This is a genomic window from Micromonospora chokoriensis, assembly GCF_900091505.1.
GTDB lineage: Bacteria > Actinomycetota > Actinomycetes > Mycobacteriales > Micromonosporaceae > Micromonospora > Micromonospora chokoriensis.
This window is the reverse complement of sequence record NZ_LT607409.1, coordinates 4,732,599-4,758,087: the sequence shown is the minus strand read 5'-3', so window position 1 is coordinate 4,758,087 and position 25,489 is coordinate 4,732,599. Positions and strand designations below refer to the sequence as shown.

Genomic DNA, 25,489 nt, shown 5'->3' with positions numbered 1-25,489 from the left:
GACCCCCGCTACTTCCGTCGATCATGGAGTTGTGGTGCCTGGTTTGGCACGTGGCAGGCGTTTTGCCGCCACCACAACTCCATGATCGACGGGGCTGGCGCGGGGCAGTGAGGGCGGCTCGCGTTTGGGATGATCGGCGGCGTGATTCGTTCGTCTGTTGGCGTTCTGGTGGTGGTGTTGGCCGTCCTTGCGGGTGCCGGGTGTGACGCGTCGCGGGTGCCGCCGTCGGACCAGCCGGTCTTCGTCGGCTCGTCCGCGTCGTCGACCCCATCCATCGCGCCGTCGGTCGGTGCGTCTCCGGTTGGCGCGTCGTCCAGCGCCGCTGCGCCGCCGCCGTCGACAGGCGTCCCGTCGCCGACGGCGGCTGGCGCCAGGGTGCCGGGCGCGACACCCATCGGGACCAGGGCGCCGGTCGTCAACCACGGACCGCGGACCGGTGACAAGGTCGCATTGACCTTCGACGCGGACATGACCGACGCGATGTTGGCCAGTCTGCGTGCCGGCCGGGTGACGTCGTACGCCAACCTGCGCATCCTCGACCTGCTGGAACGGGAGCAGGTCCCGGCGACGTTCTTCCTGACCGGTAAGTGGGTGCAGCGGTATCCGGACGTCACCCGTCGGATCGCCGGTAATCCGCGCTTCGAGTTGGCCAATCACACCTACGGGCACGCGGCGTTCACCCGGGACTGTTACGACCTGCCCTCGCAGCCGGTCAGCGAGTTGCGCGGCGACGTGGCGAAGACGTTCGAGGTGATCAAGCCGTACGGGGGTCGGCAGACCCGGTACTTCCGGTTCCCGGGGCTGTGTCACGACGCGGCGGCGCTGGACGCTCTGGCCCCGCTGGGCGTGACGGTGGTCGACGGTGACGTGGTCAGCGGTGACCCGTTCGCGAAGGCGTGGAAGCCGTTGGTGCGGGCGGTGGTGGACCACGTACGCCCGGGGTCGGTGGTGATCATGCACGTGACCGAGGCGAACGCGGCGATGACCGATGAGGCGTTGCCGCACATCCTGGCCGGGTTGCGCGAGCGGGGGTTGACGCCGGCGCCGTTGTCCGAGGTGTTGGCCGGCTGAGTCGCCGTCGGAGGCAGGTGGCCCGTCACGGTTGAGGCCGCACCGGACATGGAGTGTTCGTGAGCTCCGAGACAGAGCGGGACGAGGACCGTTTCCGGCGGGCGTACGCCGAGGATTTCGAGTCGTTGCTGGCGTACGCGTTGCGGCGTGTCGCGTACCCGGAGGACGCGGCTGACGTGGTCGCGGAGACCTTCCTGGTGGCGTGGCGTCGCCGGGAGGACCTTCCGGTCGCTGGTGAGGCCCGGCTGTGGTTGTACGGGGTGGCCCGGCGGGTGTTGGCCAATCATCACCGTGGGGGTGTGCGGCGGCAGCGTCTCGGTGAGCGGTTGCGCCAGCAGATTGTCGCTTCGGTCGCTGATCCGGGCAGTGCGGTGCCGGAGCGGCTTGCCGTTCGGGCGGCGTTGGCGGGGCTGCCGGAGGTGGACCGGGAGGTGCTGATGCTGACCGTGTGGGAGGGGTTGCCGCCGCATGAGGTGGCGGCGGTGCTGGGGGTGTCTCCCGCGGCGGTGCGGACCCGGTTGTCGCGGGCGCGGGCGCGGTTGCGGGGGTTGGTCGGTGACGACCCGGGGCCGCCCGGACATGTACTCGACGTGCTGACCACTTCCGCCCGCAAGGAGGACTCATGACCCTGGAGGAGCGTGTCGACCGGCTGGTTCGGGATGCCGACCCGGGTGGGCTCGGGGTGATGGGGGACCTCGGTGGGGTGAGGCAGGCGCTGCTGGAGGACATCATGTCCGAGTCGTTGGTCCGGCGTGCTGTCGGGCCACCGTGGCGGCGGTTGTGGGTGCGTCGCTTGGCGGGCGTGGTGACGGCGGCTGCCGTGCTCGTGAGTGTCGTGCCGGTGTCGATGGTGGTGCGGGGGCAGGCCGAGGGTGAGGGGGTCTCTCCGATCGTCAGCGCGGGTGCGGGGGCCGTCTTTTCTCGGTCGGCGATGGAGGCGGCGGAGAGGAGCCCGCGGTTGCTGATCGATCGGGTCGGTTGGACGGTCGTGGCCCTGTCCGAGTTCTCGGAGAACATGGGCGTGGTCCGGTTTCGTCGGGGTGGGCGGGAACTGGAGATGAACTGGTATCCGGCGTACGCGTACACGGACCGGTATGCCAATCAGCGCGATGCGGGGCCGGGGAGGTCGGTGCGGGTGGACGGTTGGCCGGCTGATGCGTTCCAGAGCCTCAGCGGTGATTTCACTGTGCTGGTGCGTGCCCGCGACAGTCTGGTCGTGGAGATGAAGACCTCCGCGAACTGGTCGCGCAAGGACCTGGACCGGGTTCTGGCGGACGTCGTTCGGGTGGACGCGCGGACGTGGTTGGCGGTGCTCCCGGCGGAGATGGTCGAGCCGGTGCGGGAGCGGGCGGCGAAGGTGCTCGCCGACGTGCCGCTGCCGCCGGGGTTCGATGTCGGCGCGCTGGAGGAGATCGGGGTGAGCGATTCGTACCACTTCGGCGTCGCTGTGACGTCCCGGGTGGGTTGTGGGTGGATCGCGGAGTGGCAGCGGGCGCGATCAGTCGGGGATGAGGCCGGGGTGCGGCGGGCCGCCGGCGCGCTGCGGAGCAGTCACGGGTGGCGGGTGCTGCGGGACATGGACAAGGCCGGCGACTGGCCGGAGGTGTTCTGGGAGTACGCCGACGAGGTGGCGGGCGGGACGCTGCGGGCCGGCTATGCGCAGGGTCTGGACTGCGCCTGACCACGGAGTGTGCGACACCCCCGGGAGTGGTCTCCCCGGGGGTGTCGTCGTCGGTGGGTCAGTCGTCGCGGTGGTCGTTCCACCACTGCTGGCCGTCGGCGGGCAGGGTGTCGATCGGGTCGTAGTAGGCGTAGCGCTTGTTGAGCGCCTCCAGGTCGGCGGACTCGATGGAGGTGCGGTAGTTCTTGGTCCAGTAGGAGATGCCGCGTTCGCGGTCGTAGTCGGTGAGCATGTGCACCCAGCGTTTGCCGACGAAGGGGACGTCGCAGACGATGCGGGGGGTGGCGTAGCCGGGTAGGTAGCCCATGATGTCGTGCTGGAGTTGTTGGGCGTGACAGACCGGGACGCGCCAGTGTTCGGCGTTGGGGATCATGTCGCACATGTAGAAGTAGTAGGGCAGGATCCCGGCTTCGCCTTGGAGGGCGAAGCAGAGGTCGAGCAGTTCCGGGGTGGTGGCGTTGACGCCGCGCATGAGGACGCCCTGGTTGCGGACGTCGCGGACGCCGACGTCGAGGGCGGTCTGGGCGGCCTTGGCGACCAGTGGGGTGAGCGACTGGGCGTGGTTGACGTGGGTGTGGATGGCGAGGTTGACGCCGCGTCGGGCGGCGGTGCGGGCGACGCGTTCCAGGCCTTCGACGACGTCGGGTTGCAGCCAGTGCTGGGGGAGGCCCATGAGGGCTTTGGTGGCGAGTCGGATGTCGCGGACCGTCTCCAGTTCGAGCAGGCGCATGAGGTACGACTCGAGGTTGCGCCAGGGGACGTTGGCGACGTCGCCGCCGGAGACGACGACGTCGCGGACGCCGGGGTGGCCCTTGAGGTAGGCGATGTGGGCGTCGTAGCGGTCGACGGGCTTGAGGGTGAGTTTGAGTTTGTCGACGGCGGGGGTGGAGTTGCCGACGAGGTCCATCCGGGTGCAGTGCCCGCAGTACTGGGGGCAGGTGGAGAGCAGTTCGGCGAGGACCTTGGTGGGGTAGCGGTGGGTGAGGCCTTCGGCGACCCACATGTCGTGCTCGTGGAGGCTGTCGCGGCTGGCGTAGGGGTGTGAGGGCCAGTCGGTGCGGCGGTCGGAGGCGACGGGGATCATGTAGCGGCGGATGGGGTCGGCGAGCAGCGCCTCGGTGGTGAGGGGCGCGAACGGCACCATCGTGTTGATCATTTGTGGTGGCACCAGCATGGACATGGTTGCCAGGGCCTTCTGGTCGGCCTCGAGGTCGGCGTAGAAGGTCTCGTCGATGAGGTCGCCGAAGACGGCGCGGAGCTGCTTGATGTTCTTGACGCAGTTGACGCGTTGCCACTGGGCGGATTCCCACTGGTCGCGGGTGACGGTGCGCCAGCCGGGGAAGCGGGTCCAGTCGGGTTCGACCAGGGGGCGGCGGTGGTATTCGTAGGGCTGCCCGGCGGTCGGTGTGGCGACCGGGGCGTGACGGGGTTGCGGGATGGTCTGGGTCACGGCCCCTCCTCGGTGGTGCTGGTGATCGACGGGCCCGAAGGCTACTGGAAAATATTCGGTACAGAAACTAGTCTGCCGTAAGTTTTCCCGCTACGCGAGCCTTGACCGGGGCTTCGGGCGGCTGGGCAGGGGAGGTTGGCGTGACGTCACCGGTGGGACTGCACCGCGTCGTGCAACCGGCGGGGGTGCTGCCGCAGGCGGCCTGGCGCCTGGACGCGTCGGCGGCGATAGCGCCGAACGAGGTGCGGATCCGGGTGCAGCGGCTGAACCTGGACGCGGCGAGTTTCCGGCAGTTGTCGGAGAAGCACGGCGGGAACGGCGACGCGGTCCGCGCCGAGGTGCTGGAGATCATCTCGACGCGGGGCAAGATGCAGAACCCGGTGACCGGGTCCGGTGGGATGTTGATCGGCACTGTCGAGGAGGCCGGGCGGCGTTCCCCGTTGGGGTTGAAGGTCGGCGAGCGGGTGGCGACCCTGGTGTCGTTGACGCTGACCCCGCTGGTCGTGACCGACGGGCTGGCTCGGTGGGACGGGCGCAGTGAGCAGGTGCCGTGTGACGGGTGGGCGATCCTGTTCGCCCGGTCCATCGCGGCGGTGCTGCCCGACGACGAGGACCCGCAGTTGTCCCTGGCGGTGCTGGACGTGTGTGGGGCGCCCGCGTTGACCGCTCGGGTGGTGTCACGCTACGTCGAGGACCGTCGTCGTGTCGGTGACCCGACGCCGGTGCGGGTGGCGGTGATCGGCGGGGCCGGTAAGAGCGGGTCGTTGTCGCTCGCGGCGGCGCGGCGGGTGGGCGCCGCGCGTACCGTCGGGGTGGTGCCGGTGGCGGCGGAGCGCGACGCGCTGACGGCCGCCGGGCTGGCGTCTGCGGTGGCGGTGGCCGACGCCCGGGATCCGGTGGGGGTGTCCACGGCGGTGACCACCGCCCTGGGCGCGCCGGCGGACGTGACAGTGGTGTGCGTGGACGTGCCGGGGTGTGAGCACGGCGCGGTGTTGGCCACCGCGGACGGCGGCACGGTGATCTTCTTCTCGATGGCGACGAGCTTCTCGGCGGCGGCGTTGGGCGCGGAGGGGTTGGCGGCGGACGTGACGATGCTGGTGGGCAACGGGTACGTGCCGGGGCACGCGGAGTTGGCGTTGGGGTTGCTGCGCGCCGAGCCGGGGGTGCGTCAGCTGTTCGCGGCGCGGATCGCGGCAGACTGAGGTCATGACGAACCCCTCGACGTTGTACCGCGGCGGCGTGCTGCACTGTCCCGCCGACCCGAGTGCGACAGCGCTGCTGGTGTCCGGTGGGCGGATTGCCTGGTTGGGGACCGACGGTGACGCGCCGCCGGCCGATCGGGTGGTGGACCTGGACGGGGCGTTGGTGACCCCGGCGTTCGTCGACGCGCACGTGCACGCCACCGACACGGGGTTGGCGTTGTCCGGGCTGGAGTTGTCCGGGATGCGTTCGGCTGCGCAGTTGTTGGACGCGGTGGCCGGGTTCGCGGCGGGTCTGCCGGCGGACGCGGTGGTGCTGGGGCACGGCTGGGACGAGTCGGGCTGGTCGGATCCGGCGTTGCCGGACGCGGCGGCGTTGGACCGGGCGGCCGGTGGTCGGCGGGTGTACCTGTCGCAGGCGTCGATCCATTCGGCGTTGGTGTCGTCGGCGTTGCTGGCGGCGTGTCCGCAGGCGGCGCAGGCGGCCGGGTTCGACGCGTCGGGGTGGTTGCGGCGCGACGCGCACCACGTGGTGCGGGCGGCGGCGCAGGGGTCGGTGAGCCGGGCGCAGCGGGTCGCCGCGCAGCGGGTGGCCCTGTCGCATGCGGCGTCGCTGGGGATCGCGGCGGTGCACGAGTGCGGTGGTCCGGACATCTCCGACGAGGAGGATTTCACCGGGTTGTTGGGCATCTCCGGTGCGGGGGTGCCGGAGGTGTACGGGTACTGGGGTGAGTTGGGTGGCGCGGCGCGGGCCCGGGAGTTGGGTGCCGTGGGCGCCGGGGGTGATCTGTTCGCCGACGGGGCGTTGGGGTCGCGGACGGCGCACGTGTCGCGGGCGTACGACGACGGCGACGGGTGCGGGCACGGGTACCTGACGGTCGAGCAGGTGCGTGATCACCTGTTGGACTGCGCGGCGCACGGCGTGCAGGGGGGTTTCCACGCGATCGGTGACGCGGCGATCGGCACGGTGCTGGACGGGTTCGCGGCGGCTGCCGCGACGGTGGGTGTGGAGCGGTTGCGCGCGGCCCGGCACCGCATCGAGCACGCGGAGATCATGAACCGGCGGTTGATCGCCCGGTTCGTGGAGTACGGGGTCGTGGCGAGCATGCAGCCGGCGTTCGACCGGTTGTGGGGTGGCGCGGGTCGGATGTATGAGGCGCGGTTGGGGTTGGACCGGTCGTTGGAGTCGAATCCGATGGGTGCGCTGCACTCGGTGGGTGTGGCGTTGGCGTTCGGGTCGGATTCGCCGGTGACGCCGTTGGATCCGTGGGGGTCGGTGCGGGCGGCGGCGGCGCACCACAACCCGGCGCAGCGGATGAGTGTGCGGGCGGCGTTCGCCGCGCACACCCGTGGTGGGTGGCGGGCGGTGCACCTGGACGTGGAGGGGGTCCTCGCGTTGGGTGCGCCGGCGACGTTCGCGGTGTGGTCGACGCCGGCGGGGGTGGAGCGGGGTCTGCCGGTGGTGCTGGCCGAGGACCCGGAGCTGCGGGGCCCGGACGATCCGACGCCGTTGCCGGTGTGTCGGCGTCTGGTGCTGCGCGGTGAGGTCATCTACGAGGAAGGGTCATCGTGAGCGAGCGCAGCGAGCGAACCATCAGGCACAGGAACGAGTGGATGGTCGATGAGCAAGCTTGATCTTGATCCGGTGCTGGTGGCGCGGGCGCGGGAGTTGGCGCGTCGGGCCGGGCAGCCGGTGGTGGACCTGGCCCGCAGCCACACGACGGTGTCGGTGGAGCGGGCGGTGCTGCGGCTGGCCGGGGTGACCGGCGCCGACCCGGACGGCATCCCGTGGGTGAACCGGCTCGTCGACGCGGTCGCCGCGGACGTCGGTCTGGGGCACGGGGTGGCGGTGCCGGTCTTCGACGCTCTGGCCCGTGAGGGCCTCACCGATGTGACGTTGTTGGCGCAGAAGGCGGCGGCCGGGTCGGTGCGGTTCAGCCAGCCCACCGGTCGGGCGGCGACGGCGGCGCGCCGCGCGGCGCGTAAGGCCGTCGGGGCGGGCGTCCGGCGCATCGACCGGCGGCGCGCCGAGCGGGACCGGCTCGTGAAGCGTCACGGTGACCCGGCGCAGCGGCCGTGGATCTACCTGATCGTGGCCACGGGCGACATCTACGAGGACATTCCGCAGGCGCAGGCGGCGGCGCGGGCCGGCGCGGACGTGATCGCGGTGATCCGTTCCACGGGGCAGTCGCTGTTGGACTACGTGCCCGAGGGTGCGACCCGGGAGGGGTTCGCCGGCACGTACGCCACGCAGGAGAACTTCCGGTTGATGCGCGCGGCGTTGGACGAGTCGTCGAAGGAGGTCGGCCGGTACGTGCGGTTGACCAACTACGCGTCCGGGTTGTGCATGCCGGAGATGGCGACGCTCGCCGGTCTGGAACGGCTCGACATGATGCTCAACGACTCGATGTACGGGATCCTGTTCCGCGACATCAACCCGGTGCGCACGTTCGTCGACCAGCGGTTCTCCCGGCAGGTGCACGCGCGCGCCGGGATCATCATCAACACCGGTGAGGACAACTACCTGACCACCGCCGACGCTGTCGACGAGGCGCACACGGTGACGGTGTCGCAGCTGCTCAACGAATTCTTCGCGCACGAGGCGGGGTTGGCGGACTGGCAGTTGGGCCTGGGGCACGCGTTCGAGATCAACCCGGAGGTGCCGGAGTCGTTCCGGCTGGAGTTGGCGCACGCCCTGTTGGCGCGGGAGTTGTTCCCCGACGCGCCGTTGAAGTGGATGCCGCCGACGAAGCACATGACCGGTGACGTGTTCCGGGGCAACCTGCTCGACGGGTTCTTCAACCTGGCGGGGGCGCTGACCGGTCAGGGCATCCTGCTGGTGGGGATGATGACCGAGGCGGTGGTGACGCCGTGGTTGTCGGACCGGGACATCGCCCTGCAGAACGTGCGGTACGTGTTGGGCGCGGCCGGTGGGCTGCACGAGGACTTCGTGCCGGCGCCGGGCGGGTTCATCCGCCGCCGCGCCAACCAGGTTCTCGGTGAGGCGCTGGACCTGTTGGAGCGCATCGGGGAGCAGACGTTGCTGACGGCGATCGCCGAGGGCACGTTCGGGATCATGAAGCGGCCCGCGGACCGGGGCAAGGGCCTGGCCGGGGTGGCCGCGCACGAGGCGGACTACTGCAACCCGGCCACGGAGATCCTGGAGGCGGGGCGTGAGTAATACGATCGTGCGCCCGTACGGGGACACCACCGGTGACGGGATGGTGCAGGTGTCGTTCACCCTGCCGGTGTCGCACGACAAGCGGGCCGAGGGCGCGGCGGTGCAGTTGGCCAACAAGATGGGCATCGACCCGGCGATGGTGGTGCACGCCAAACCGATGGGCGACGGGTTCACGTTCTTCGTCGTGTACGGGCGGGTCAACCACCTGGTCGACCTGAACGCGGTGCAGGTGGTGGAACGGGACTTCGCGCTGCTGTCGGCGAAGGACGTCAACACGGTCATCAAGCAGCGGTTGCGGCGCAAGCTGTCGGTGGTCGGGGCGTGCATCGGCACCGACGCGCACACCGTGGGCATCGACGCGATCCTCAACGTGAAGGGCATCGCGGGGGAGAAGGGCCTGGAGTACTACCGGGAGTTGAAGGTCACCAACATGGGTGCGCAGGTCAGTGTGCCGGAGTTGGTGGAGATGGCCCGGGTGGAGAAGGCCGACGCGGTGCTGGTGTCGCAGGTCGTCACGCAACGCGACGCGCACCTGCACAACACCCGGGAGATGTCCGCGGCGTTCCGGGAGGCGATGCCCGCGGGCCGGCGGCCGCTGCTGATCGTCGGTGGTCCCCGGTTCGACGAGACGATGACCGACGAGTTGGGTGTGGACCGGATCTTCGGTCGGGGCACCACGCCCGGCGAGGTGGCCAGTTACCTCGTGCACGCCCTGATCACGAAGCGGAAGGCGATGGCATGAGGACGGTAGGGGCATGACCGACGAACGGCTCGGGTTGACCGTGACGCACCGGCGGTATGTGCCGTACTCGCACGCGCACTACGCGGGCAACCTGGTCGACGGGGCGTACGCCCTGGGGTTGTTCGGGGACGTGGCGACCGAGGTGTGTATCCGCACCGACGGCGACGAGGGGTTGTTCGCCGGGTACTCCGACGTGCGGTTCAGCGCTCCCGTCCACGCCGGTGACGTGGTGGAGGTGACCGCGCGGGTGTCGCGGGTGGGCTCCCGCAGCCGCACCCTGGAGTTGGCGTGCGTGGTGGTGTGCCGGGGTCGCCCGGACCGCTCCGGGTCCGCCGCGGAGGTCCTGGACCCGCCGATCGTGGCGGTCACCGCGACCGGCACCGTGGTCGTCCCCGCCGCCAGCGAAGACCTGTGACCCTGGCGGTCTGCGCGGACGTCGGGTCGACGTACACCAAGGCGGCGGTGGTGGACCTGGCCGCCGGTGTGCTGGTGGGTGCCGCGTCGGCGCCCACGACGGTCGGCTCCGACGTGCTGCACGGCCTGGACGCCGCGGTCACGGCGGCCACCGCCGGGCTCGGTGTCCGCGACGTGCCGTGGTACGTGTGTTCGTCGGCCGGCGGTGGGTTGCGGCTGGCCGTCATCGGCTACGAGCCGTTGGTCACCGCGCAGGCCGGGCGGCGCGTCGGGTTGTCCGCCGGCGCGCACGTGGTGCACGTGGCGGCCGGTCGGCTCGGTGCGGCGGACCTGGCGGCGTTGCGCGCCTCCCGACCCGACGTGGTCCTGCTCGTCGGCGGCACCGACGGCGGTGACGCCGACACGGTCACCCACAACGCGACCCGGCTGGCCCGCGCCCGGTGGCGCAGACCGGTGGTGTACGCGGGCAACGCCGACGTGCGCGAGGACCTCACCGCCCTGCTGGCGGCCGCCGGGGTGCCGGTGACGGGTGCGGAGAACGTCCTGCCCCGCATCGGGGTCCTGGCGCCGGCGTCGGCGCGCGCGGCGATCCGCGAGGTGTTCCTGCGTCACGTCATCGGGGGTAAGCGACTGTCGCGGGGCAGCCGGTTCGCGCGGCTGGTGCGTGCGGCCACCCCCGACGCGGTCCTCACCGGTGTGGAGGTGCTCGCCGACACCATCGGCGGTGACCTGGCCGTGGTGGACGTGGGTGGCGCCACCACCGACGTGTACTCGGTGCTCACCCCCGACGAGCGGGCCACCGGGCCCGGTCGGGAGGTCGCCGGCAGTCTCTGGCGGGCCCGCACCGTCGAGGGGGACCTGGGCATGCGGTGGAGCGCCCCCGGGGTGCTGCGCGCCGCCGTCGAGGAGCGGCTGTTGACTGCGGGCGACGCCGACGCCCTGGCGGCCGACGCGGACCGTCGGGCCACCGACCCGGCGTTCCTGGCCGTCGACGACACGCAGCGGGCCGTGGACGCCCAGGTCGCCACCCTCGCGGCGACGGTGGCCCTGCGGCGGCACGCGCGGGGCGCCGGGACGGGTGAGCGGGCCGGACGGGACCTGCGTGACGTGCGGTTGCTGGTGGGTTCCGGTGGGGTGCTGCGGCACGCCCCGACGTCCGTGTCCGGGCAGGTGTTGGCGGCGGTCCTCGCCGACCACGCCGGCGGGTGGGCGTTGCCGCGGGCCGCCGCCGCGGTGGTCGACGTCGACTACGTGCTGGCCGCCGGAGGGCTCCTCGCGCGGGAGCATCGGGCGGCGGCGGGGGCCCTGCTGCGTCACCATCTGCGGACACATTGAGACGCGCCGACCCGACACGCCGTGTCGCAACACACGACAGGCCGGGTGTGGGTTGACAACCAACGGGGGTCGGCACGTACCGTCTTTGAGTCCTACCACGGGAAGCGGCTGTTGTTCGCTTCGTCCCTTCGTCCGCTGGCCGAGCGACATGTTCTCAGCATCATCGTCGCGGCGGCCAGGTCCAGCGGGCGGGGGTCGGCGGGGCGGCGCGAACCGGCCGCGGTTACCGGTGTATGGGCAGGGTGAGGTGCACGGCCAGTAGACAACGGCCCGGCGGGGGCAGCCAGTCCGCGTCCGGTCGGTCCGAAGGTCGTCGTGCCCCATCCTCGCCACACCGGCCGGGAAGGGCCTGGGAGCATCGGGGCGCGGCGCGAGCCGCGCCCCGATTTCGTCTCCACCCGAGGCGCGGACCGCGCCCGTGCCGCTGTTCGTGATCAGGTTCGGCCGGCCTTCCTCGACCTCATTCCTATCACCTGATCATCGCGTCGCACCGCTCACTGTCGGCTGCCCGATGCGGCTGCTGCGGCCCTCGGCCAGGTAGCCTTCGCCCCGTGATCGAGGTGAAGCGGTGACGACCCTGGACCGGGATGAGTCCCACGCCCCGGCAGCGCCGACCCGACCGGTCGTGACCGGTCAGCCGCTGCCGTTGCGGGTCGCCGCGCCCCTGGCCGTGGCCGCCGGGCTGGCTCTGCTGGTGGCGTTCCCCCCGTACGGGGTGTGGCCGCTCGCCCCGGTCGGCGTGGCGTTGCTGGCCGCCGCCACCCACCGGCGGCGGTTGCGCGCCGGCGCCGGCCTGGGCTTCCTCACCGGCGTGGCGCTCTTCGCCCCGCTGCTGGCCTGGACGAACCTGCACACCGGTTACCTGCCGTGGGTGCTGCTGTCGCTGTTGCAGGCCGGCTACCTGGCGATGCTCGGCGCGGCCACCGCCTGGGTGTCCCCGCTGGTCGACCGCGTCCGCTGGTCGTGGCCGGTGCTGACCGGGCTGCTGTGGGTCGGGCAGGAAGCCCTGCGCGACCGCACCCCGTTCGGTGGTTTCCCGTGGGGGCGGCTGGCGTTCAGCCAGGACACCTCCCCGCTGCTGCGCCTGGCCTCGCTGGGCGGGGCGCCGCTGGTGACGTTCGCCGTGTCGCTCCTGGGCGGGCTGCTCGTCACCGCCGCCTGGCGCGGATGGGCCGTCGCCCGCCGCCGGGCACCTGAGGGCACCACCGGGCACCCGCACAGCCGGCCGGACGCCACGGACGACCCCCACACCGCCCCGCCGGGCGCCCCCCCGCGAGGATGGCGCCAGGGCGGCGTGGCGGTGGCGTCCCGTTCTCGTGCCGGCCGCCGTGGCCGTCGCGTTGACCGCCGGGGCGCTGCTCGTGCCCGTCGCCGCCGCCGGGTCCGGCGCCACGGTCACCGTGGCGATCGTGCAGGGCAACGTGCCGCGCCTGGGCCTGGACTTCAACGCCCAACGGCAGGCGGTGCTCGACAACCACGTCGACGCCACCCTCGAACTGGCCGCCCGGGTCGCCGCCGGCCAACAGGACCAACCCGACCTGGTGGTGTGGCCGGAGAACTCCAGCGACATCGACCCGCTGCGCAACCCCGGCGCCGGTGCGCGGATCTCCCAGGCCGCCGACACCGTCCGCGCGCCGATCCTGGTCGGCGCGGTGCTGCTCGGGCCCGGTGCCGGGCAGGTCCGCAACGCGGGCATCCTGTGGCGGCCCGGCACCGGCGCGGACCTGGACCAGCTGTACACCAAACGCCACCCCGTGCCGTTCGCCGAGTACGTGCCGCTGCGCGACGTGGCCCGCATGGTCAGCAAGCAGGTCGACCTGATCCGCAACGACTTCGTGCCGGGGAGCACCCCGGGCGTGGTACGCGTCGGCCCGGCCGTGCTGGGTGACGTGATCTGCTTCGAGGTCGCCTACGACGCTGTGGTCCGCGACACCGTCACCGGCGGCGCGCAACTGCTGGTCGTGCAGACCAACAACGCGACGTTCGACGTGGCGGAGGCCCGCCAGCAGTTGGCCATGGTCCGGTTGCGGGCCGTCGAGCACGGCCGTCAGGCGTTGATGGCCTCCACGGTCGGCGTGTCCGGGTTCGTGGCACCCGACGGGCGGGTAAGCGATGCCACCGGGTTCAACACCCGGGAGATCGTGGTGCGGCAGCTGCGCCTCGACGACGGACGTACCCTCGCCACCCGGCTCGGTTGGTGGCCGGAGGTGGTGCTCGCCGCGGTGGCCGCGGCGGCCCTGGTCGGCGCCGCGGTGCTGCGCCGGCGGCAACGGATCATGCCCGGTTAGCAACAGCCGGTACGCCGGCGGGAGCGGAGGAACCGTGATCCAGGCGACCGATACGATCCGACGCCCGGACGAGGTGCCCGGAGTGGGCCGGGTGCTGGTGGTGATCCCCACCTACAACGAGGCCGACAACATCGCCGCGATCGTGGGCCGGGTCCGGCGCGCCGCCCCGGCGGTGCGGATCCTCATCGCCGACGACAACAGCCCCGACGGCACCGGCGCGATCGCCGACGCCCTCGCCGACGGCGACACCCACGTGCAGGTGTTGCACCGTCACGGCAAGGAGGGCCTCGGCGCGGCGTACCTGGCCGGGTTCGGGTGGGCCCGGGAACGCGGGTACCAGGCGGTCGTGGAGATGGACGCCGACGGCTCCCACGCCCCGGAGGACCTGCCGGCGCTGCTGGACGCCGCCCGCGACGCCGACGTGGTGATCGGGTCACGGTGGACCAGCGGCGCCCGCGTGGTCAACTGGCCGCTGCGGCGGCTGCTGCTGTCGCGCGGCGGCAACCTGTACGCGCGCCTGGCGCTGGGGATGCCGGTCTCGGACGCCACCGGCGGTTACCGGGTGTACCGGATCAGCGCGTTGGACGCCATCGACCTGGGGTCGGTGACCTCGCAGGGGTACTCGTTCCAGGTGGAGCTGTCCCGCCTGGCGCACCGGGCCGGGGTGCGGATCGTGGAGGTGCCGATCACGTTCGCCGAGCGGGAACGCGGGGACAGCAAGATGAGTCCGAAGATCGTGGCCGAGGCGCTGTGGCGGATCACCGCCTGGGGTGTGCGCGACCGCCGTCAGGCGGTACGCCGTGGCCTGCACGGCACGGCCACCGGTCAGGCGCGGTGGCCGTGAGCGAGGTCGTGTCATGCTGGATGGGCGGGACACGCCCATGGTGTCGCGGGAATGGCGATGAGGTGAGATGCGCCGAGGACTGAGGTTCGTGCCGTTGGCCCTGTTGCTGGCGGTGGTGGTGGAACTGGCGGTGTTCGTCGGTGTGGGGCGGGCGCTGGGGTTCGGGGTGGCCGTGCTGCTGGTCTTCGCGGCGTCCCTGCTGGGGTTGGTGCTGCTGCGCCGGGAGGGCATGCGCGCCTGGCGGGGGTTCCGGTCCGCCGCGGCGGCCGGGCAACCACCGGGTGGGCAGGTGACCGACGGGCTCGTCGGGTTGGCCGGGGCGTTGCTGCTCGCGGTGCCCGGTCTGGTCAGCGGGCTGGCCGGGTTGCTGCTGCTGGTGCCGCCGGTGCGGCGACTGGCCCGCGCCGGGGTGCGCCGTGCCACCGAGCGGCGGGTGTCGTCGATGGTCGCCGGTGACCTGTTCGGCCCCCGGACGGTGCGGGTGCGCCAGGGTGCGCCGCAACCGACCCCCCGACCGGAGCAACCGGTGGTGGTCGACGGCGGTCGGGCGATCGAGGGCGAGATCGTGGAGCCCGGCCGCCACTGAGTACGCGAAACGACGCCGCCCCCGGGGTAACCCCGGGGGCGGCGTCGTCGTACGTCGTGCAGCTCAGGCGCGGCCGCGACGGGTCCGGACCTCCTGCAGGCGCTCCTCGAGGATGTCCTCGAGCTCGGCGATCGAACGCCGCTCCAGCAGCATGTCCCAGTGGGTACGCGGCGGCTTGGCCTTCTTCTGCTCCGGCTCGCTGCCGTCGACGAGTCGGGCGACGCTGCCGTCGAACTTGCATTCCCAGGTCGTCGGGACCTCGGCGTCGACGGCGAACGGCACCTCGAACTGGTGGCCCTTGGCGCAGAGGTACTCGCGGGTCTGACGCGGCGCGAGCTCCGTGTTGCGGTCGGATTCGTAGCTCACCGCGCCAAGGCGGCTTCCGCGCAGCATACGCTCGCCCATGATCGACTTCCCCTCGTTCGTGGTGCTGGTCTTCTGGGTGTAACTGTGTGTTCCCGTCGAGCCATTCCCGCCCGGGGGCGTGAGGCGTCCACGGTCGGACCGGGACCAAGGGTAACCGGCCCGGGCGGTCAGCCGGCCAGGTGATCCCCGGGCGGGGTCGCGACGGCGGTGTGTCCGCTGCCACCGGGGATGTTAACCGCCCGGACGCGGCGAAGGTTGCGCCGTCCCGTTCAGGTGTCCGCCCCGCCCGTCGGCGTCGGACCCAACCGGGCCAACGCCAACGCCAGGTCGCTGACCTGGTCACCGAGCTGCGCCACCCGCCGCTGGGCCGCGTCCCGGTCGGTCTCGGCGGCGTCGAGTCGTACCGTCAGGGCGGTGACCTGGCCCTCGGCGGTGGCCGTGGCCTGCCGGGCCGCGGCCAGCTCGGCGGTGAGGGTGTCGCGGTGGGCGGCGGTCGCGGCCAGTTCCGCGCGCAGCCGCGCCGCGAGTTCGGCGGCCTCCTGCCGGGCGTCGTCGGCCTGCTGGGCCGCGACCTGCGCGCGGTCGCGGGCCCGGTCGGCCTGCTCGCGGGCGCGGGCGGCGTCGGCGGCCTCGGCGCGGGTCCGCGCGGCGTCGGCGCGGGCCTGCTCGATCTGCCGCCGTACGTCCTGCACCTCGGCCTGCCACCGCCCGGCCCGCTCGGTCGCCTCGGCGGCGGCCCGGGTGGCCCGTTCGGCGTCGGCGCGCGCCGCGTCGCGTTCCACGGTCAGGTCGGTCACCCGTTGCCGCTCGGTGTCCCGTTCGGCCCGCAGGTCGCGCACCTCGACGCGGGCCTGGTCCCGGTCACGTTCGGCCTGGGCGCGCAACGCCTCGGCGGCGCTGACGTCGTGGCGTGCCTGGTCGCGGGCGGCCTCGGCGTGCCGGGCGCGTTCGTCGGCCGCGGTGGCCCGCCGCCCGGCCTGCTCGGCGTCCTGCCGGGCGTCGTCGGCCTCGGCGCGCGCGACGCGGGCCTGCTCGCGGGCCCGTGCGGCGTCGGCCGCCGCGGCCTCGGCGTCGTCGCGGGCCTCGTCACGTTCGGTCTGCGCCGCCGCCACCTCGGCGGCGGCCTCCGCGCGGGCCTGCGCGAGTTGCCGCTGCACACCCACCGGCGACAACTCGGCGTGCAGCGACTCGGTCAACGTCTCGACGATCTGGTCGAGGCGCTCCACCGCCTCCCAGGTGCGGGCCACCTGCCCGGGCAGGCCGGGGGCGTTGCGGTGGCGCATCCGGCTGTTGCGGGAGGCGCGCTGGCAGGCGCCGTCGTTGTCCCGGCAGTAGCGAAACGGCCGGCCCGCGCCGACACGCTGCGCCACCGGCGCTCCACAGTGGGCACACGGACGGGTCTCGGTGGTGCTGGGCTGGGCGTCCATCGAGGGCGAAGTCTAGTGCCGGCCGTTCAGGTCGTCGTCCGGGCGGTGGCGTCCAGGGTGTAGCGGCGTTGCAGCAGCACCGCCGCGAGCATCGCTGCCGCCGGCAGCAGTCCGAAGCCGTAGCGGACCGCGGCGAGCGCCGTGTCCGGCTGCACCGGCGACTCACCGGCCGTCGAGGCCACGAAACCACCGACGGTCAGGCACAGGGCGTACGCGTACGGACCGAGGGCCGCGCCGGTGGCCTCGGTGGCCGTCCACACCCCGGTGTACGTGCCGGCGCCGGTGGTGGCGGGGGCCGCGCGGATGACGTCGGGCAGCATCGAGAACGGCAGCAGTTGCATGCCGGCGAAGGCCACGCCGAGCACCGCCACCGCGCCGATCAGCACCGGCAGGCCGGCCGGTCTGCCCACCGCCAGCACCAGCGACCCGAGGGCGAAGGCGCCCTGCGCGCCGAGCAACGCCCGTTGCTTGCCGACGCGGCGGGCCACCATCAGCCAGGCCGGGGTGACCAGCAGCGCCGGTGCGACGAACGCGGCCACCAGCACCGTGGTCAGGCCGGTGGCCCGCAGTTCGTACTCGGCGTAGTAGGGCACCCCGGCGAGCACCAGGTGAGTGGTGGTGGACATCGCCAGGTAGGCGGCGACGAGCCAGCGGAACTGCCGGTCGCGCAGCGCGGTGCGCAGCGCCCGCCACCCGCCGTGCCCCGCCGGGGCGGGATCCGCCGCCGACCCGCGCAGCCGGGCGATGCCGGCGACGCCGACGGACATGGCCACCAGCATCCCGACGGCGAGGACCAGGCCCATCCGCTGGTAGCCGGAGCGGGTCGCGGCGTCGCCGCCGGTGAGCAGCGGCGCGAGCAGGCCGGACACCAGGATGCCCAGGGTCAGCACGACCATCCGGAACGCCATCAGCCGGGTGCGTTCGTCGTAGCCGATGCGCAGGTCGGCCGGGGTGGCCAGGTAGGGGACCTGGTAGGCGGCGAAGAGCAGGTTGCCGACGACGAAGAACACCGCCACCCACGCGGCCGCCGGCGCGCCGGTCAGGCCGCCGGGCACCGCGAACAGCGCGGCGAACGCGAGCGGCAGGGCGCAGCCGACCAGCAGCAGGCGTCGCCGGTCGCCGCGGCGGGTCTGCTCGACGTCGGCGCGGTGACCCACCCACGGGTGCAGCAGCACGTCGGCGATCTTCGGCAGCAGCAGCGCGATGCCGGCCAGCCACGGGTCGACGGCCAGCACGTCGGTGAGGAAGTACAGCAGCAGCAGGCCGGGCACCGTCACCCAGACACCCATGCCGAGTGAGCCGGCCGCGAAGCCCGCCAGGGGGCCACGGGGGAGCGTCGCGTCGGTGGCGGCCGCGGGCCGCCCGTCGAGCCCGGTCATCGCCGCGTCCTCTCCGCAATCCAACGGTTGCTGGATTCTAGGGGCAGAATGGCGGTCATGACCATGCCCCGACGCCGTCCGGGTCGCCCGCGACGCGACGAGACCCGGCCGACCCGCGAGGTGGTGCTCACCGCCGCGACCGCGCTGTTCGCCGAGCGTGGCTTCGACGCCGTCGGGCTGCGGGAGGTCGCCGCCGCCGCCGGGGTCGACGTCGCCACCGTCGCGCACCACACGGGTACGAAGGCGGCGCTCTACGACGCCTGCTTCGCCCGCGTCTTCGCCGCCGAGCGGGAGGTCCTCACCGCAGCCGCCGAGCAGGCCCGTGCCGCTCTCGACGCGGGGCCGGACGCGGCGCGGCGGGCCCTGCACGAGCTGGTCGACGTCTTCGTCGACTTCCTGGAGGACCGCCCGGAGACCACCGCGCTGTGGCTGCGCCGCTGGTTGGAGCCGCAGCGGCACGCCGAGTTGGACCAGCGCTACGCCGACCCGTTGTACCGGCTGGTGGCCGAGCTGCTCGGCGCCGCGGCGGCGGCCGGCGCGCTGGCGGAGCCGACCCCGCACATCACCGTACGCAGCCTGGTGTGGGCGACCCACGGTCACGTGGTGGCGTTGGCGGCGGGCGCGCCGGGGGCACGGGAGCGGCGCGAGTTCCGGGCGTTCGTGCACCGTCTGCTCGACGGGTTGTACGGACCGTCGAGGTCTTGACGGGTCGCCGCCCGACGACGATTATCCATCGGACGTTGGATTTAGATGGGGGCGGCGATGGGCGTACCACCTCAGGTGGCGGTGATCGGCGCCGGCGCGGCCGGGCTCGCCGCGGTCAAGGCGCTGCGCGACGTCGGCGCGGCAGTGGTCTGCTTCGAGGCCACCGACCAGGTCGGCGGCCTCTGGGTGTACGGGTCACCCGACTCACCGGCGTACCGGACGTTGCACCTGAACACCAGCCGGGGCCGCACCCAGTTCGCCGACCACCCGATGCCCACCGACTGGCCCGACTACCCCGACCACACCCGGGTCGCCGGCTACCTGGCCGACTACGTCGACCGGTTCGGGTTGGGCGAGCACATCCGGCTGCGTCACGCCGTCGAGCGGGTCACCCGCAACCCGGATGGCACCTGGACGGTGGCCGCGAGCGGGCCGGACGCGCCGGTCGAGGTCACCGTCGACGCCGTGGTCGTCGCCAACGGACACAACCGGGTGCCCAAGCTGCCCGAGCCGTCGTACCCGGGCACCTGCACCGCCGAGCAGATGCACAGCCACGACTACCGGGGTCCGGAGCAGTTGACCGGCCGGCGGGTCCTCGTCGTCGGGGGCGGCAACTCCGCGATGGACATCGCCGTGGACGCCTCGTACACCGCGACCCGCACGTTGCTGTCGTTGCGCCGGGGCGTCTGGGTGGTGCCCAAGTACCTGCTGGGCCGCCCGTCGGACACCCTCAACGGGGCGTTGGCCCGCCGCCTGCCGTGGCGGCTGCGGCAACGCATCAGCCAGACGATGCTGAGCACCACCGTCGGTAACCCCACCCGCTACGGGCTGCCCGCGCCGCGCCACGGCTTCCTGCAGGACCATCCGACCCTCTCCGACGGGTTGCTGTCCCGGCTGACCCACGGCGACGTCGAGGCGCGACCCGGCGTCGCCGCGATCGACGGTGACCGGGTCGAGTTCACCGACGGCCGCACCGACAACGTCGACCTGATCATCTGGTGCACCGGGTACCGGGTGGTGGTCCCGTTCCTCGACCCGGCGCTGCTCGGCGACGGCCCGGACAGCCTGCCGTTGTACCGACACGTGTTCCACCCCGACGCCCCCGGGCTGACCTTCGTCGGGCTGGTGCAGTCCACCGGATCGGCGTTCCCGCTGGTCGAGGCGCAGGCCAAGCTGGTCGCCGCGCACCTCGCCGGCCGGTACGCGTTGCCCGACCCGGAACGACAGCGGGCCGCCTGCCGGGCCGACCTGCGGGCCGCGACCGCCCGTTGGGGTCAGCGGCGTCCGGCGATGCGCGTGGACTTCGACGTCTACCTGGCCGAACTGACCCGCGAGTTGGCGGCCGGAGCCCGGCGGGCCGCAGCCGGGGCCCGGCGGTGACGACCCGGTCGCTGGTCGGCCGGCGGGTGCTGGTGACCGGGGCGAGCGGCACCTTCGGCCGACACCTCGGTACGGCGTTGACCGCCGCCGGCGCGCGGGTGGTGGGGCTCGACCTGCACCCTCAGCCCGACGGCGCGGTGCCGGTGCTCGGCTGCGACCTGACCGACCCGGACGCCGTGGCACCGGCGGTGCGGGCCGCCGTCGACCAGCTCGACGGGCTCGACCTGCTGATCAACAACGCCGGGGTGGGTGGCCCCGCCCCGGCCGAGCTGCCCCCCGACGAGGTGGTCCGCCGGCAACTGGAGGTCAACCTGCTGGCCGCGTGGCGGACCACCGCCGCCGCGCTGCCGCCGCTGGTCACCGCCCACGGACGGGTCATCTTCGTGGCCAGCCGGATGGCGGTGCTGCCGCTGCCGCTCGCCGCCGCGTACGGGGTGAGCAAGCGGGCCCTGGTGGCGTACGCCGACGCGCTGCGACACGAGGTGGGCACCCACGTCGGGGTCAGCGTCGTCTACCCGAGCATGGTCGCCTCACCGATCCACGACAGCACCGCCGAGGCGGGACTGTCGTTGCACGGGGTGTCCCGCCCCGAGCCGGTGCAGGGGGTGGTCGCGGCGATCCTGCGTACCGCCACCGCCCGTCGGGCACCCCGCGACGTGGCCACCACCGCCCGTGGCCGCCTGGAGATGGCCGTCGGCCGGCACGCCCCGGCGCTGGCCGACCGGCTGGTACGCCGTACCCTCGCCGCCCGGCTCGCCGCCGGTGACCTGGACGCCGCGCCGCTGGCCGCCGGGATGCTCCGCCGCCACCGCGATCGGTGACCGTCGGGTCAGGGCGCGGCGACCGCCGCGCGGGACCGGTCGGTGGCGATCGGCACGGCCAACGCGGCCAGGGCCGTCCCGGTCACCCAGCGCTGCACCCGTAGCCACCCGGGTCGGCGGGCGAAGAAGCCCGCGAGGGAGCCGGCGGTGAGCACGATCAGCGCGTTCACACTCAGCGCGACAGCGATCTGGGTGAGGCCGAGCAGCAGGCTCTGGGTGGCCAGGTGCCCGCGCGCCGGGTCGACGAACTGGGGCAGCAGCGACACGTAGAGGATGGCGATCTTCGGGTTCAACAGGTTGGTGACCAGACCCATGGTGAACAGCCGCCGGGGTGGGTCCGGTGGCAGCGGCGCGGGCGTGAACGGTGAGTGCCCGCCGGGGCGCAGCGTCCGCCAGGCCAACCAGAGCAGGTAGCCGGCGCCGGCCAGTTTCACCACCGCGTACAGCGTCGGCACCAGGACGAACACGGCGGCCAGGCCGGCGACCGCCGTGGCCAGGTAGACGCCGAAACCGGCGGCCACCCCGAGCAGCGAGACCAGCCCCGCCCGGCGGCCCTGCGCGACCGAGCGGGACACCAGGTAGACCATGTTCGGGCCCGGTGTCAGCACCAGCCCCAACGCGACCAGCGCGATGCCCAGCAACGCACCCGAACTCACCATCGGTGTTCCCCCGTTCGACAGTCCCCACACTGACCGTAATCGGGACGAACATCCCGACCGAGGGCCACCTCGCGGCCGGTGGCCTGCGGTTGCGCCCCCGGCGGGAATGGTCACCGGGCCGGGTGCGCTGACCTCCTACGGAGGCTCGTCGTCGCCCTCAGGCGGCGCGTTACCGTGACCGGGGGAGGTGCCGCAGGGTGACCGAGGCGTGGGAAGCGGCCGTGGAGGCGCAGATCCTGGGCGCCGCGCAGCGCGGCGAGTTCGACGACCTGCCCGGCATGGGCAAACCGATCCCCGGCCGGGGCATGCCGTACGACGAGTCATGGTGGATCAAGAGTTTCCTGGAGCGTGAGGCGCTGCCCAGCGACCTGCTCCTGCCCACCCCGCTGCACCTGCGCCGACGCATCGAGCAGATCCCCGACGAGGTCCGCGACATGCCCACCGAACAGTCCGTCCGCGACGTCGTGGGGCAGCTGAACGCGCAGATCGTGGCCTGGCTGCGCAACCCCGACGGCCCCCGGGTGGTGGTGCGTCCGGTGAACGCCGACGAGGTCGTCCGCCGCTGGCGCGCCGAGCACGCCCCGCCGAGCGTGTCGACGCCACCGATCGAGCGGGCCGCCGTCGTCGCGCCGCCGCGCCGGTCCCGTCGTTCCTGGTGGCCGCTGCCGTGGCGGCGCCGGTCGCGCTGACCCGCCTCGTCGGCGTTGCGCACCATCGGCAGACTGTGCCGATGGTGATCGAGGTACGGGCGGCGGAACTCACCCTGCGACAGTGGGCGGACGACGACCTGGACGCGCTGCTGGCGGCGTACCGGGACCCGGTGCTGCGCCGATGGACGCGGCTGCCGGTGACCAGCGTCGACGAGGGCCGGCACTGGCTCTCGCGGACGCGGCAGGACTGGGCCGACGGCCGGCGGTACAGCTTCGCCGTCCTCGAGGACCACGCGGATGGTCCACGGCTGGTGGCGAACGTGGTGCTCAAGGGCGTGACGCCGCAGCGCCCCGCACCGGAGGTGGGCTACTGGACGGCGTCGTGGGCGCGCGGTCGTGGCGTCGCCCCGCGCGCGGTCACCGCGCTCAGCGGCTGGGCGTTCGACAGGTTCCCCGGCCTGACGCATCTGGACCTGCTGCACCAGGTGGACAACGTCGCGTCCTGTCGGGTGGCACAGAAGTGCGGCTTCGCCTACGAGGAGACGCTGCCCGCCCAGCCACCGACTTTCCCGCTCGACGGGCACCGGCACGTGTTGCCGGTGCCCGACCGTCAGCTTCACCCGGGGCGGACGCGGTAGCGGGCGGTCCAGCCCGTCAGTCCACTGCAGCGTGCCAGGTCCAGGAGGTACGCCGCGCCCGGCCGGGCAGCTCACCGCGGCCGGTCATCCACAGCAGCACGTCCGGCACGGGTCCGTCCGGCGCGTCCGGGAAGAGTCGCCCCAGCACCAGTGCGCTCAGCTGATGCGGTGGCTGCCACGGCACGCCGAGGCCGAGGGTGATGTCGTGGGTGTGCAGCAGGATCTCGGCCACGCCCATCGCCGCGAAGCCGCCCGGATCGCAGGGGCCGTAGTGCCAGGCCCGCGCGTCGGGCGGGGTCGCGTCGACGGCGGCGCCCAGCAACCCGGCGCAGGCGCGCACCACGGTGAGGGTCTGCGCCGGGCCCGCGTCGGGGCAGACCCGCAGGTCGTACGGCAGGTAGCCGTCGTCCGGGCGGCCGATGACCTGACCGGCGTACGCGAGCAGGTCGTGCGCGACGTGCGCTGCCGTGGTCCAGCAGCTCCAGGTCAGCGTGCCTGCCGGCACCGACCAGTCGCGCTCCCGGTGTGGCAGCAGCGCCCGGTGCATCTCGTCGGCCGCCCGAAGCAGATCGGCGCCGGTCACCAGTGACATCCGTGGACCCTCGCAGGTGCGCTAGGCGATGGCAATCGAGATCACTAACCGACCGCCCCTGGAGACACCTACTGCCGACACTGGGGGTGCTGTCGGTGCCGCCCGCGATCCGGGCGATGCTGCGCTGACCGCTATCCGCCGAGTTGGCCTACCTGCTCCGTCACCGCTTTGAAGAGGGCGATGAGCGCGGGGGCGGCGGGCGTGTCCCGGGTGACGGCGACGAGCCGGCGGCCCACGGTGACCTCGGCGACGTCCCGGATCGCGAGCGCCGGGTCGTCACGGGGCAGGGTCAGGGCAGGCATGAGGGCGACGGCTGTCGCGGCGCGGACCAGTTCGAGTTGGACGTCGGCGTCGTTGGAGCGGTGCCGCAGGTCGGGTTCGTAGCCGCCGAGGGCGCGGCAGGTGCCGACCACCATGGCGTGGTGGCCGGTGCCCTCGGCGGAGGCGGCCCAGATGTCGAAGCGCAGGTCGGCAACGGCGACGGGTCCGCCGCAACGGGCGAGCGGATGCGCGGCCGGGAGCACGATCCGCAGGGGCTCCTCCAGCAGGAGCGTGAAGCGCAGACCGGCCGGTCGGGGGCGGGGATGGCTGTCGTACTCGTCGCCGATGACCAGGTCGACGGTGCCGAGGCGAAGACCCGGCAGGGACTGCTCGAGTTCGAGTTCGAAGATCTCCACGCGGACCTGCGGGTGTGCGGTCCGCAGCCGTGCCACGGCGGGGACGAGCAGGCGGCGGGCCGCCGACTGCAGGCCCCGGGCACGGACCGTGCCGCGGACGTCGCCGCTGAGAGCGGCGAGGTCCGCCTGCGCCGCCTCGGCGGCGGACAGCAGCACCCGGGCGTGCTGGGCGAGGAGTTGCCCGGCGTCGGTGAGCCGTACGCCGCGCCCGGCCTTGTCCAGCAGCCGGACGCCGACCTCCCTCTCCAGCAGGGCGAGTTGCTGGGAGACGGTGGACGGGCTGTAACCCAGAGCCGCCGCCACCGCCGCCAGGGTGCCGCGCTCCTCAAGCTCGCGCAGGAAGCGCAACCGCCGCAGGTCCAGCTCGACCATACGGAAATCCTAACGATTGGCCTCCGGGAATCATCGCTGGACCTGATCGGTCGGGTCTCCGATCCTGGCTGCATGGGTGCAGCACTGTGTCTCCTGTCCGCGGCGTGCTTCGGCGCCATGGCGATCTTCGGCAAGCTCGCCTACGACGCGGGCGTCCCCACCGGGGAGTTGCTGCTCGTGCGCTTCACCCTGGCCGCCGCCCTGCTCGGGATCGCCCTGCTGGTGCGGCCGGGTCTACGCCGCGCTGCGCCTGCTCCCGGGCGCCCGGCGATGACGGGTCGCCAGGTGCTGGCCGTCGCCGTCGGGCTGGGTGCCGTCGGGTACGCCGCCCAGGCGGGCCTGTTCTTCGGCGCCCTGCAACTGATGGACGCCTCGCTGCTGGCCCTGATCCTCTACACGTACCCGGTCCTGGTGACCGTGGGGGCGGTGCTGCTCGGCCGGGACCGGCTCTCCCCGAGGCGCGCCGCCGCGCTGGTGGCCGCGTCGGCCGGAACGCTGCTGGTCCTGCTCGACGCCGGCGGCGTGGGGTTCCATCCGCTCGGGGCGCTGCTGGCCTTCGCCGCCGCGCTGACCTACACGACCTACATCCTGGTCGCCGACACCGTCGTGCACCGGCTGGCGCCCGTGGTGCTGTCCGCGCTGGTGCTGACCGGCGCGGCCGGGACCCTCTCCGGCCACGCCCTGCTCACCGGCGGCGTGCACCTGGACTTCGGATGGCGAGGCTGGTTCTGGGTGACCTGCATCGCCGTGGTGTCCACGGTCGTGGCGATGCTGACCTTCTTCGCGGGGCTGCGGCGCACCGGCCCGTCGACCGCCGCCATCCTGTCCACCGTCGAACCGGTGGTCACCGCCGTCCTCGCCACGGTGGTCCTCGGCGAGAACCTGACAGTGGTGCAGCTCGCCGGCGGCGCCCTGGTGCTGTCCGCCGTCGTCGTCCTCCAGCGCCAGTCGGTCCGCGCACCGCGCCCGTCACGGGATCCGGCACGCAACGACGTCGCCGAACCGACGGCGGTCGCGCCGTAGGGGGCGTTG

At 73.1% G+C, this 25,489-nt stretch carries 25 protein-coding genes and 1 pseudogene; 18 read left to right on the top strand and 8 right to left on the bottom strand.

Annotated features, from left to right (window positions below; all coding sequences use genetic code 11):
- Positions 1–8 precede the first annotated feature (8 nt).
- Positions 9–470, bottom strand: a complete 462-nt coding sequence (locus GA0070612_RS31570; protein WP_157742565.1) for a hypothetical protein — start codon at positions 468–470, stop codon at positions 9–11.
- On the opposite strand from GA0070612_RS31570, the gene GA0070612_RS21995 reads away from it, so the two are divergent.
- From GA0070612_RS21995 to GA0070612_RS21985, 3 genes are read left to right on the top strand one after another with little or no spacing between them, the layout of a single operon-like run.
- The gene (locus GA0070612_RS21995) at positions 469–1,071 is read left to right on the top strand and encodes a polysaccharide deacetylase family protein (protein ID WP_088991678.1); all 603 of its coding nucleotides are present in this window, start codon (positions 469–471) and stop codon (positions 1,069–1,071) included. The two genes, GA0070612_RS31570 and GA0070612_RS21995, sit on opposite strands and share 2 nt — an antisense overlap.
- Positions 1,072–1,130: 59 nt before the next feature.
- Positions 1,131–1,697, top strand: a complete 567-nt coding sequence (locus tag GA0070612_RS21990) for an RNA polymerase sigma factor (protein ID WP_088991677.1) — start codon at positions 1,131–1,133, stop codon at positions 1,695–1,697.
- Entirely contained in the window at positions 1,694–2,752 is a 1,059-nt protein-coding gene (locus GA0070612_RS21985) for a hypothetical protein (RefSeq protein ID WP_088989632.1), read from the top strand. The genes GA0070612_RS21990 and GA0070612_RS21985 overlap by 4 nt, the downstream gene beginning before the upstream one ends.
- A 58-nt stretch (positions 2,753–2,810) precedes the next feature.
- Here the strand turns inward: GA0070612_RS21985 and GA0070612_RS21980 are convergent, their stop codons facing one another.
- The gene (locus GA0070612_RS21980; RefSeq protein ID WP_088989631.1) at positions 2,811–4,202 is read right to left on the bottom strand and encodes a KamA family radical SAM protein; all 1,392 of its coding nucleotides are present in this window, start codon (positions 4,200–4,202) and stop codon (positions 2,811–2,813) included.
- Between the two features lie 140 nt (positions 4,203–4,342).
- Here GA0070612_RS21980 and kdd point away from each other — a divergent pair, with 140 nt between their 5' ends.
- From kdd to GA0070612_RS21935, 9 genes and pseudogenes are all read left to right on the top strand, one after another.
- Positions 4,343–5,404: an L-erythro-3,5-diaminohexanoate dehydrogenase gene (kdd, locus tag GA0070612_RS21975; protein ID WP_088989630.1), complete on the top strand. Its 1,062-nt coding sequence runs from the start codon at positions 4,343–4,345 to the stop codon at positions 5,402–5,404.
- A 4-nt stretch (positions 5,405–5,408) separates the two neighbouring features.
- Positions 5,409–6,974 (top strand): amidohydrolase, encoded by a 1,566-nt coding sequence (locus GA0070612_RS21970; RefSeq protein WP_088989629.1) that lies wholly within the window; start codon positions 5,409–5,411, stop codon positions 6,972–6,974.
- A 48-nt stretch (positions 6,975–7,022) separates the two neighbouring features.
- The gene (gene kamD, locus GA0070612_RS21965; protein ID WP_088989628.1) at positions 7,023–8,582 is read left to right on the top strand and encodes a lysine 5,6-aminomutase subunit alpha; all 1,560 of its coding nucleotides are present in this window, start codon (positions 7,023–7,025) and stop codon (positions 8,580–8,582) included.
- Positions 8,575–9,324 carry a lysine 5,6-aminomutase subunit beta gene (gene kamE / locus GA0070612_RS21960; protein WP_088989627.1) on the top strand — a complete coding sequence of 250 codons (750 nt, stop codon included), beginning with the start codon at positions 8,575–8,577 and terminating at the stop codon, positions 9,322–9,324. Before kamD ends, kamE begins: the two co-directional genes overlap by 8 nt.
- 13 nt (positions 9,325–9,337) lie before the next feature.
- Positions 9,338–9,739 carry a 3-aminobutyryl-CoA ammonia lyase gene (gene kal / locus GA0070612_RS21955; RefSeq protein WP_088989626.1) on the top strand — a complete coding sequence of 134 codons (402 nt, stop codon included), beginning with the start codon at positions 9,338–9,340 and terminating at the stop codon, positions 9,737–9,739.
- On the top strand, positions 9,736–11,073 hold the full coding sequence (locus tag GA0070612_RS21950) for a glutamate mutase L (RefSeq protein WP_088989625.1): 1,338 nt from the start codon (positions 9,736–9,738) through the stop codon (positions 11,071–11,073). Before kal ends, GA0070612_RS21950 begins: the two co-directional genes overlap by 4 nt.
- 568 nt (positions 11,074–11,641) lie before the next feature.
- A pseudogene (gene lnt / locus GA0070612_RS21945) lies at positions 11,642–13,399 on the top strand (apolipoprotein N-acyltransferase).
- Complete coding sequence (locus tag GA0070612_RS21940; RefSeq protein ID WP_231924293.1) at positions 13,396–14,205, top strand: polyprenol monophosphomannose synthase; 810 nt, start codon at positions 13,396–13,398, stop codon at positions 14,203–14,205. The pseudogene lnt and the gene GA0070612_RS21940 overlap by 4 nt, the downstream one beginning before the upstream one ends.
- 67 nt (positions 14,206–14,272) lie before the next feature.
- A complete protein-coding gene (locus GA0070612_RS21935; protein WP_088989624.1) occupies positions 14,273–14,791 on the top strand; it encodes an FxsA family protein in 519 nt (172 codons plus the stop codon).
- A 63-nt stretch (positions 14,792–14,854) separates the two neighbouring features.
- On the opposite strand, the gene GA0070612_RS21930 is transcribed toward GA0070612_RS21935, so the two are convergent.
- The 3 genes from GA0070612_RS21930 to GA0070612_RS21920 all read right to left on the bottom strand — a co-directional run bounded on the left by GA0070612_RS21930 (position 14,855) and on the right by GA0070612_RS21920 (position 17,963).
- Positions 14,855–15,196 (bottom strand): RNA polymerase-binding protein RbpA, encoded by a 342-nt coding sequence (locus tag GA0070612_RS21930; RefSeq protein ID WP_030327608.1) that lies wholly within the window; start codon positions 15,194–15,196, stop codon positions 14,855–14,857.
- 230 nt (positions 15,197–15,426) lie between these two features.
- Entirely contained in the window at positions 15,427–16,584 is a 1,158-nt protein-coding gene (locus GA0070612_RS21925; protein ID WP_088989623.1) for a coiled-coil domain-containing protein, read from the bottom strand.
- 26 nt (positions 16,585–16,610) lie between these two features.
- Positions 16,611–17,963: an MFS transporter gene (locus GA0070612_RS21920; protein WP_088989622.1), complete on the bottom strand. Its 1,353-nt coding sequence runs from the start codon at positions 17,961–17,963 to the stop codon at positions 16,611–16,613.
- A 57-nt stretch (positions 17,964–18,020) separates the two neighbouring features.
- Between GA0070612_RS21920 and GA0070612_RS21915 the strand changes: the two genes are divergently transcribed.
- The 3 genes from GA0070612_RS21915 to GA0070612_RS21905 are packed head-to-tail and all read left to right on the top strand — an operon-like array spanning position 18,021 to position 20,869.
- On the top strand, positions 18,021–18,668 hold the full coding sequence (locus tag GA0070612_RS21915) for a TetR/AcrR family transcriptional regulator (RefSeq protein ID WP_231924292.1): 648 nt from the start codon (positions 18,021–18,023) through the stop codon (positions 18,666–18,668).
- A gap of 57 nt (positions 18,669–18,725) precedes the next feature.
- The gene (locus GA0070612_RS21910) at positions 18,726–20,048 is read left to right on the top strand and encodes a flavin-containing monooxygenase (RefSeq protein WP_088991674.1); all 1,323 of its coding nucleotides are present in this window, start codon (positions 18,726–18,728) and stop codon (positions 20,046–20,048) included.
- Complete coding sequence (locus tag GA0070612_RS21905) at positions 20,045–20,869, top strand: SDR family NAD(P)-dependent oxidoreductase (RefSeq protein ID WP_088989621.1); 825 nt, start codon at positions 20,045–20,047, stop codon at positions 20,867–20,869. Before GA0070612_RS21910 ends, GA0070612_RS21905 begins: the two co-directional genes overlap by 4 nt.
- Positions 20,870–20,877: 8 nt before the next feature.
- Here GA0070612_RS21905 and GA0070612_RS21900 read toward each other — a convergent pair whose 3' ends face one another.
- Entirely contained in the window at positions 20,878–21,528 is a 651-nt protein-coding gene (locus GA0070612_RS21900) for a LysE family translocator (RefSeq protein WP_088989620.1), read from the bottom strand.
- Positions 21,529–21,725: 197 nt separating this feature from the next.
- Here GA0070612_RS21900 and GA0070612_RS21895 point away from each other — a divergent pair, with 197 nt between their 5' ends.
- Both GA0070612_RS21895 and GA0070612_RS21890 read left to right on the top strand, forming a co-directional pair.
- A complete protein-coding gene (locus tag GA0070612_RS21895; protein ID WP_088989619.1) occupies positions 21,726–22,217 on the top strand; it encodes a DnaJ family domain-containing protein in 492 nt (163 codons plus the stop codon).
- A gap of 41 nt (positions 22,218–22,258) precedes the next feature.
- Positions 22,259–22,816, top strand: coding sequence for a GNAT family N-acetyltransferase (locus tag GA0070612_RS21890; protein ID WP_088991673.1), 558 nt, complete (start codon positions 22,259–22,261; stop codon positions 22,814–22,816).
- Positions 22,817–22,832: 16 nt separating this feature from the next.
- Here GA0070612_RS21890 and GA0070612_RS21885 read toward each other — a convergent pair whose 3' ends face one another.
- Both GA0070612_RS21885 and GA0070612_RS21880 read right to left on the bottom strand, forming a co-directional pair.
- The gene (locus GA0070612_RS21885) at positions 22,833–23,408 is read right to left on the bottom strand and encodes a maleylpyruvate isomerase N-terminal domain-containing protein (RefSeq protein ID WP_088989618.1); all 576 of its coding nucleotides are present in this window, start codon (positions 23,406–23,408) and stop codon (positions 22,833–22,835) included.
- Positions 23,409–23,539: 131 nt separating this feature from the next.
- Positions 23,540–24,457, bottom strand: coding sequence for a LysR substrate-binding domain-containing protein (locus GA0070612_RS21880; protein ID WP_088989617.1), 918 nt, complete (start codon positions 24,455–24,457; stop codon positions 23,540–23,542).
- 72 nt (positions 24,458–24,529) lie between these two features.
- On the opposite strand from GA0070612_RS21880, the gene GA0070612_RS21875 reads away from it, so the two are divergent.
- The gene (locus GA0070612_RS21875; RefSeq protein ID WP_088989616.1) at positions 24,530–25,480 is read left to right on the top strand and encodes a DMT family transporter; all 951 of its coding nucleotides are present in this window, start codon (positions 24,530–24,532) and stop codon (positions 25,478–25,480) included.
- Positions 25,481–25,489 lie beyond the last annotated feature (9 nt).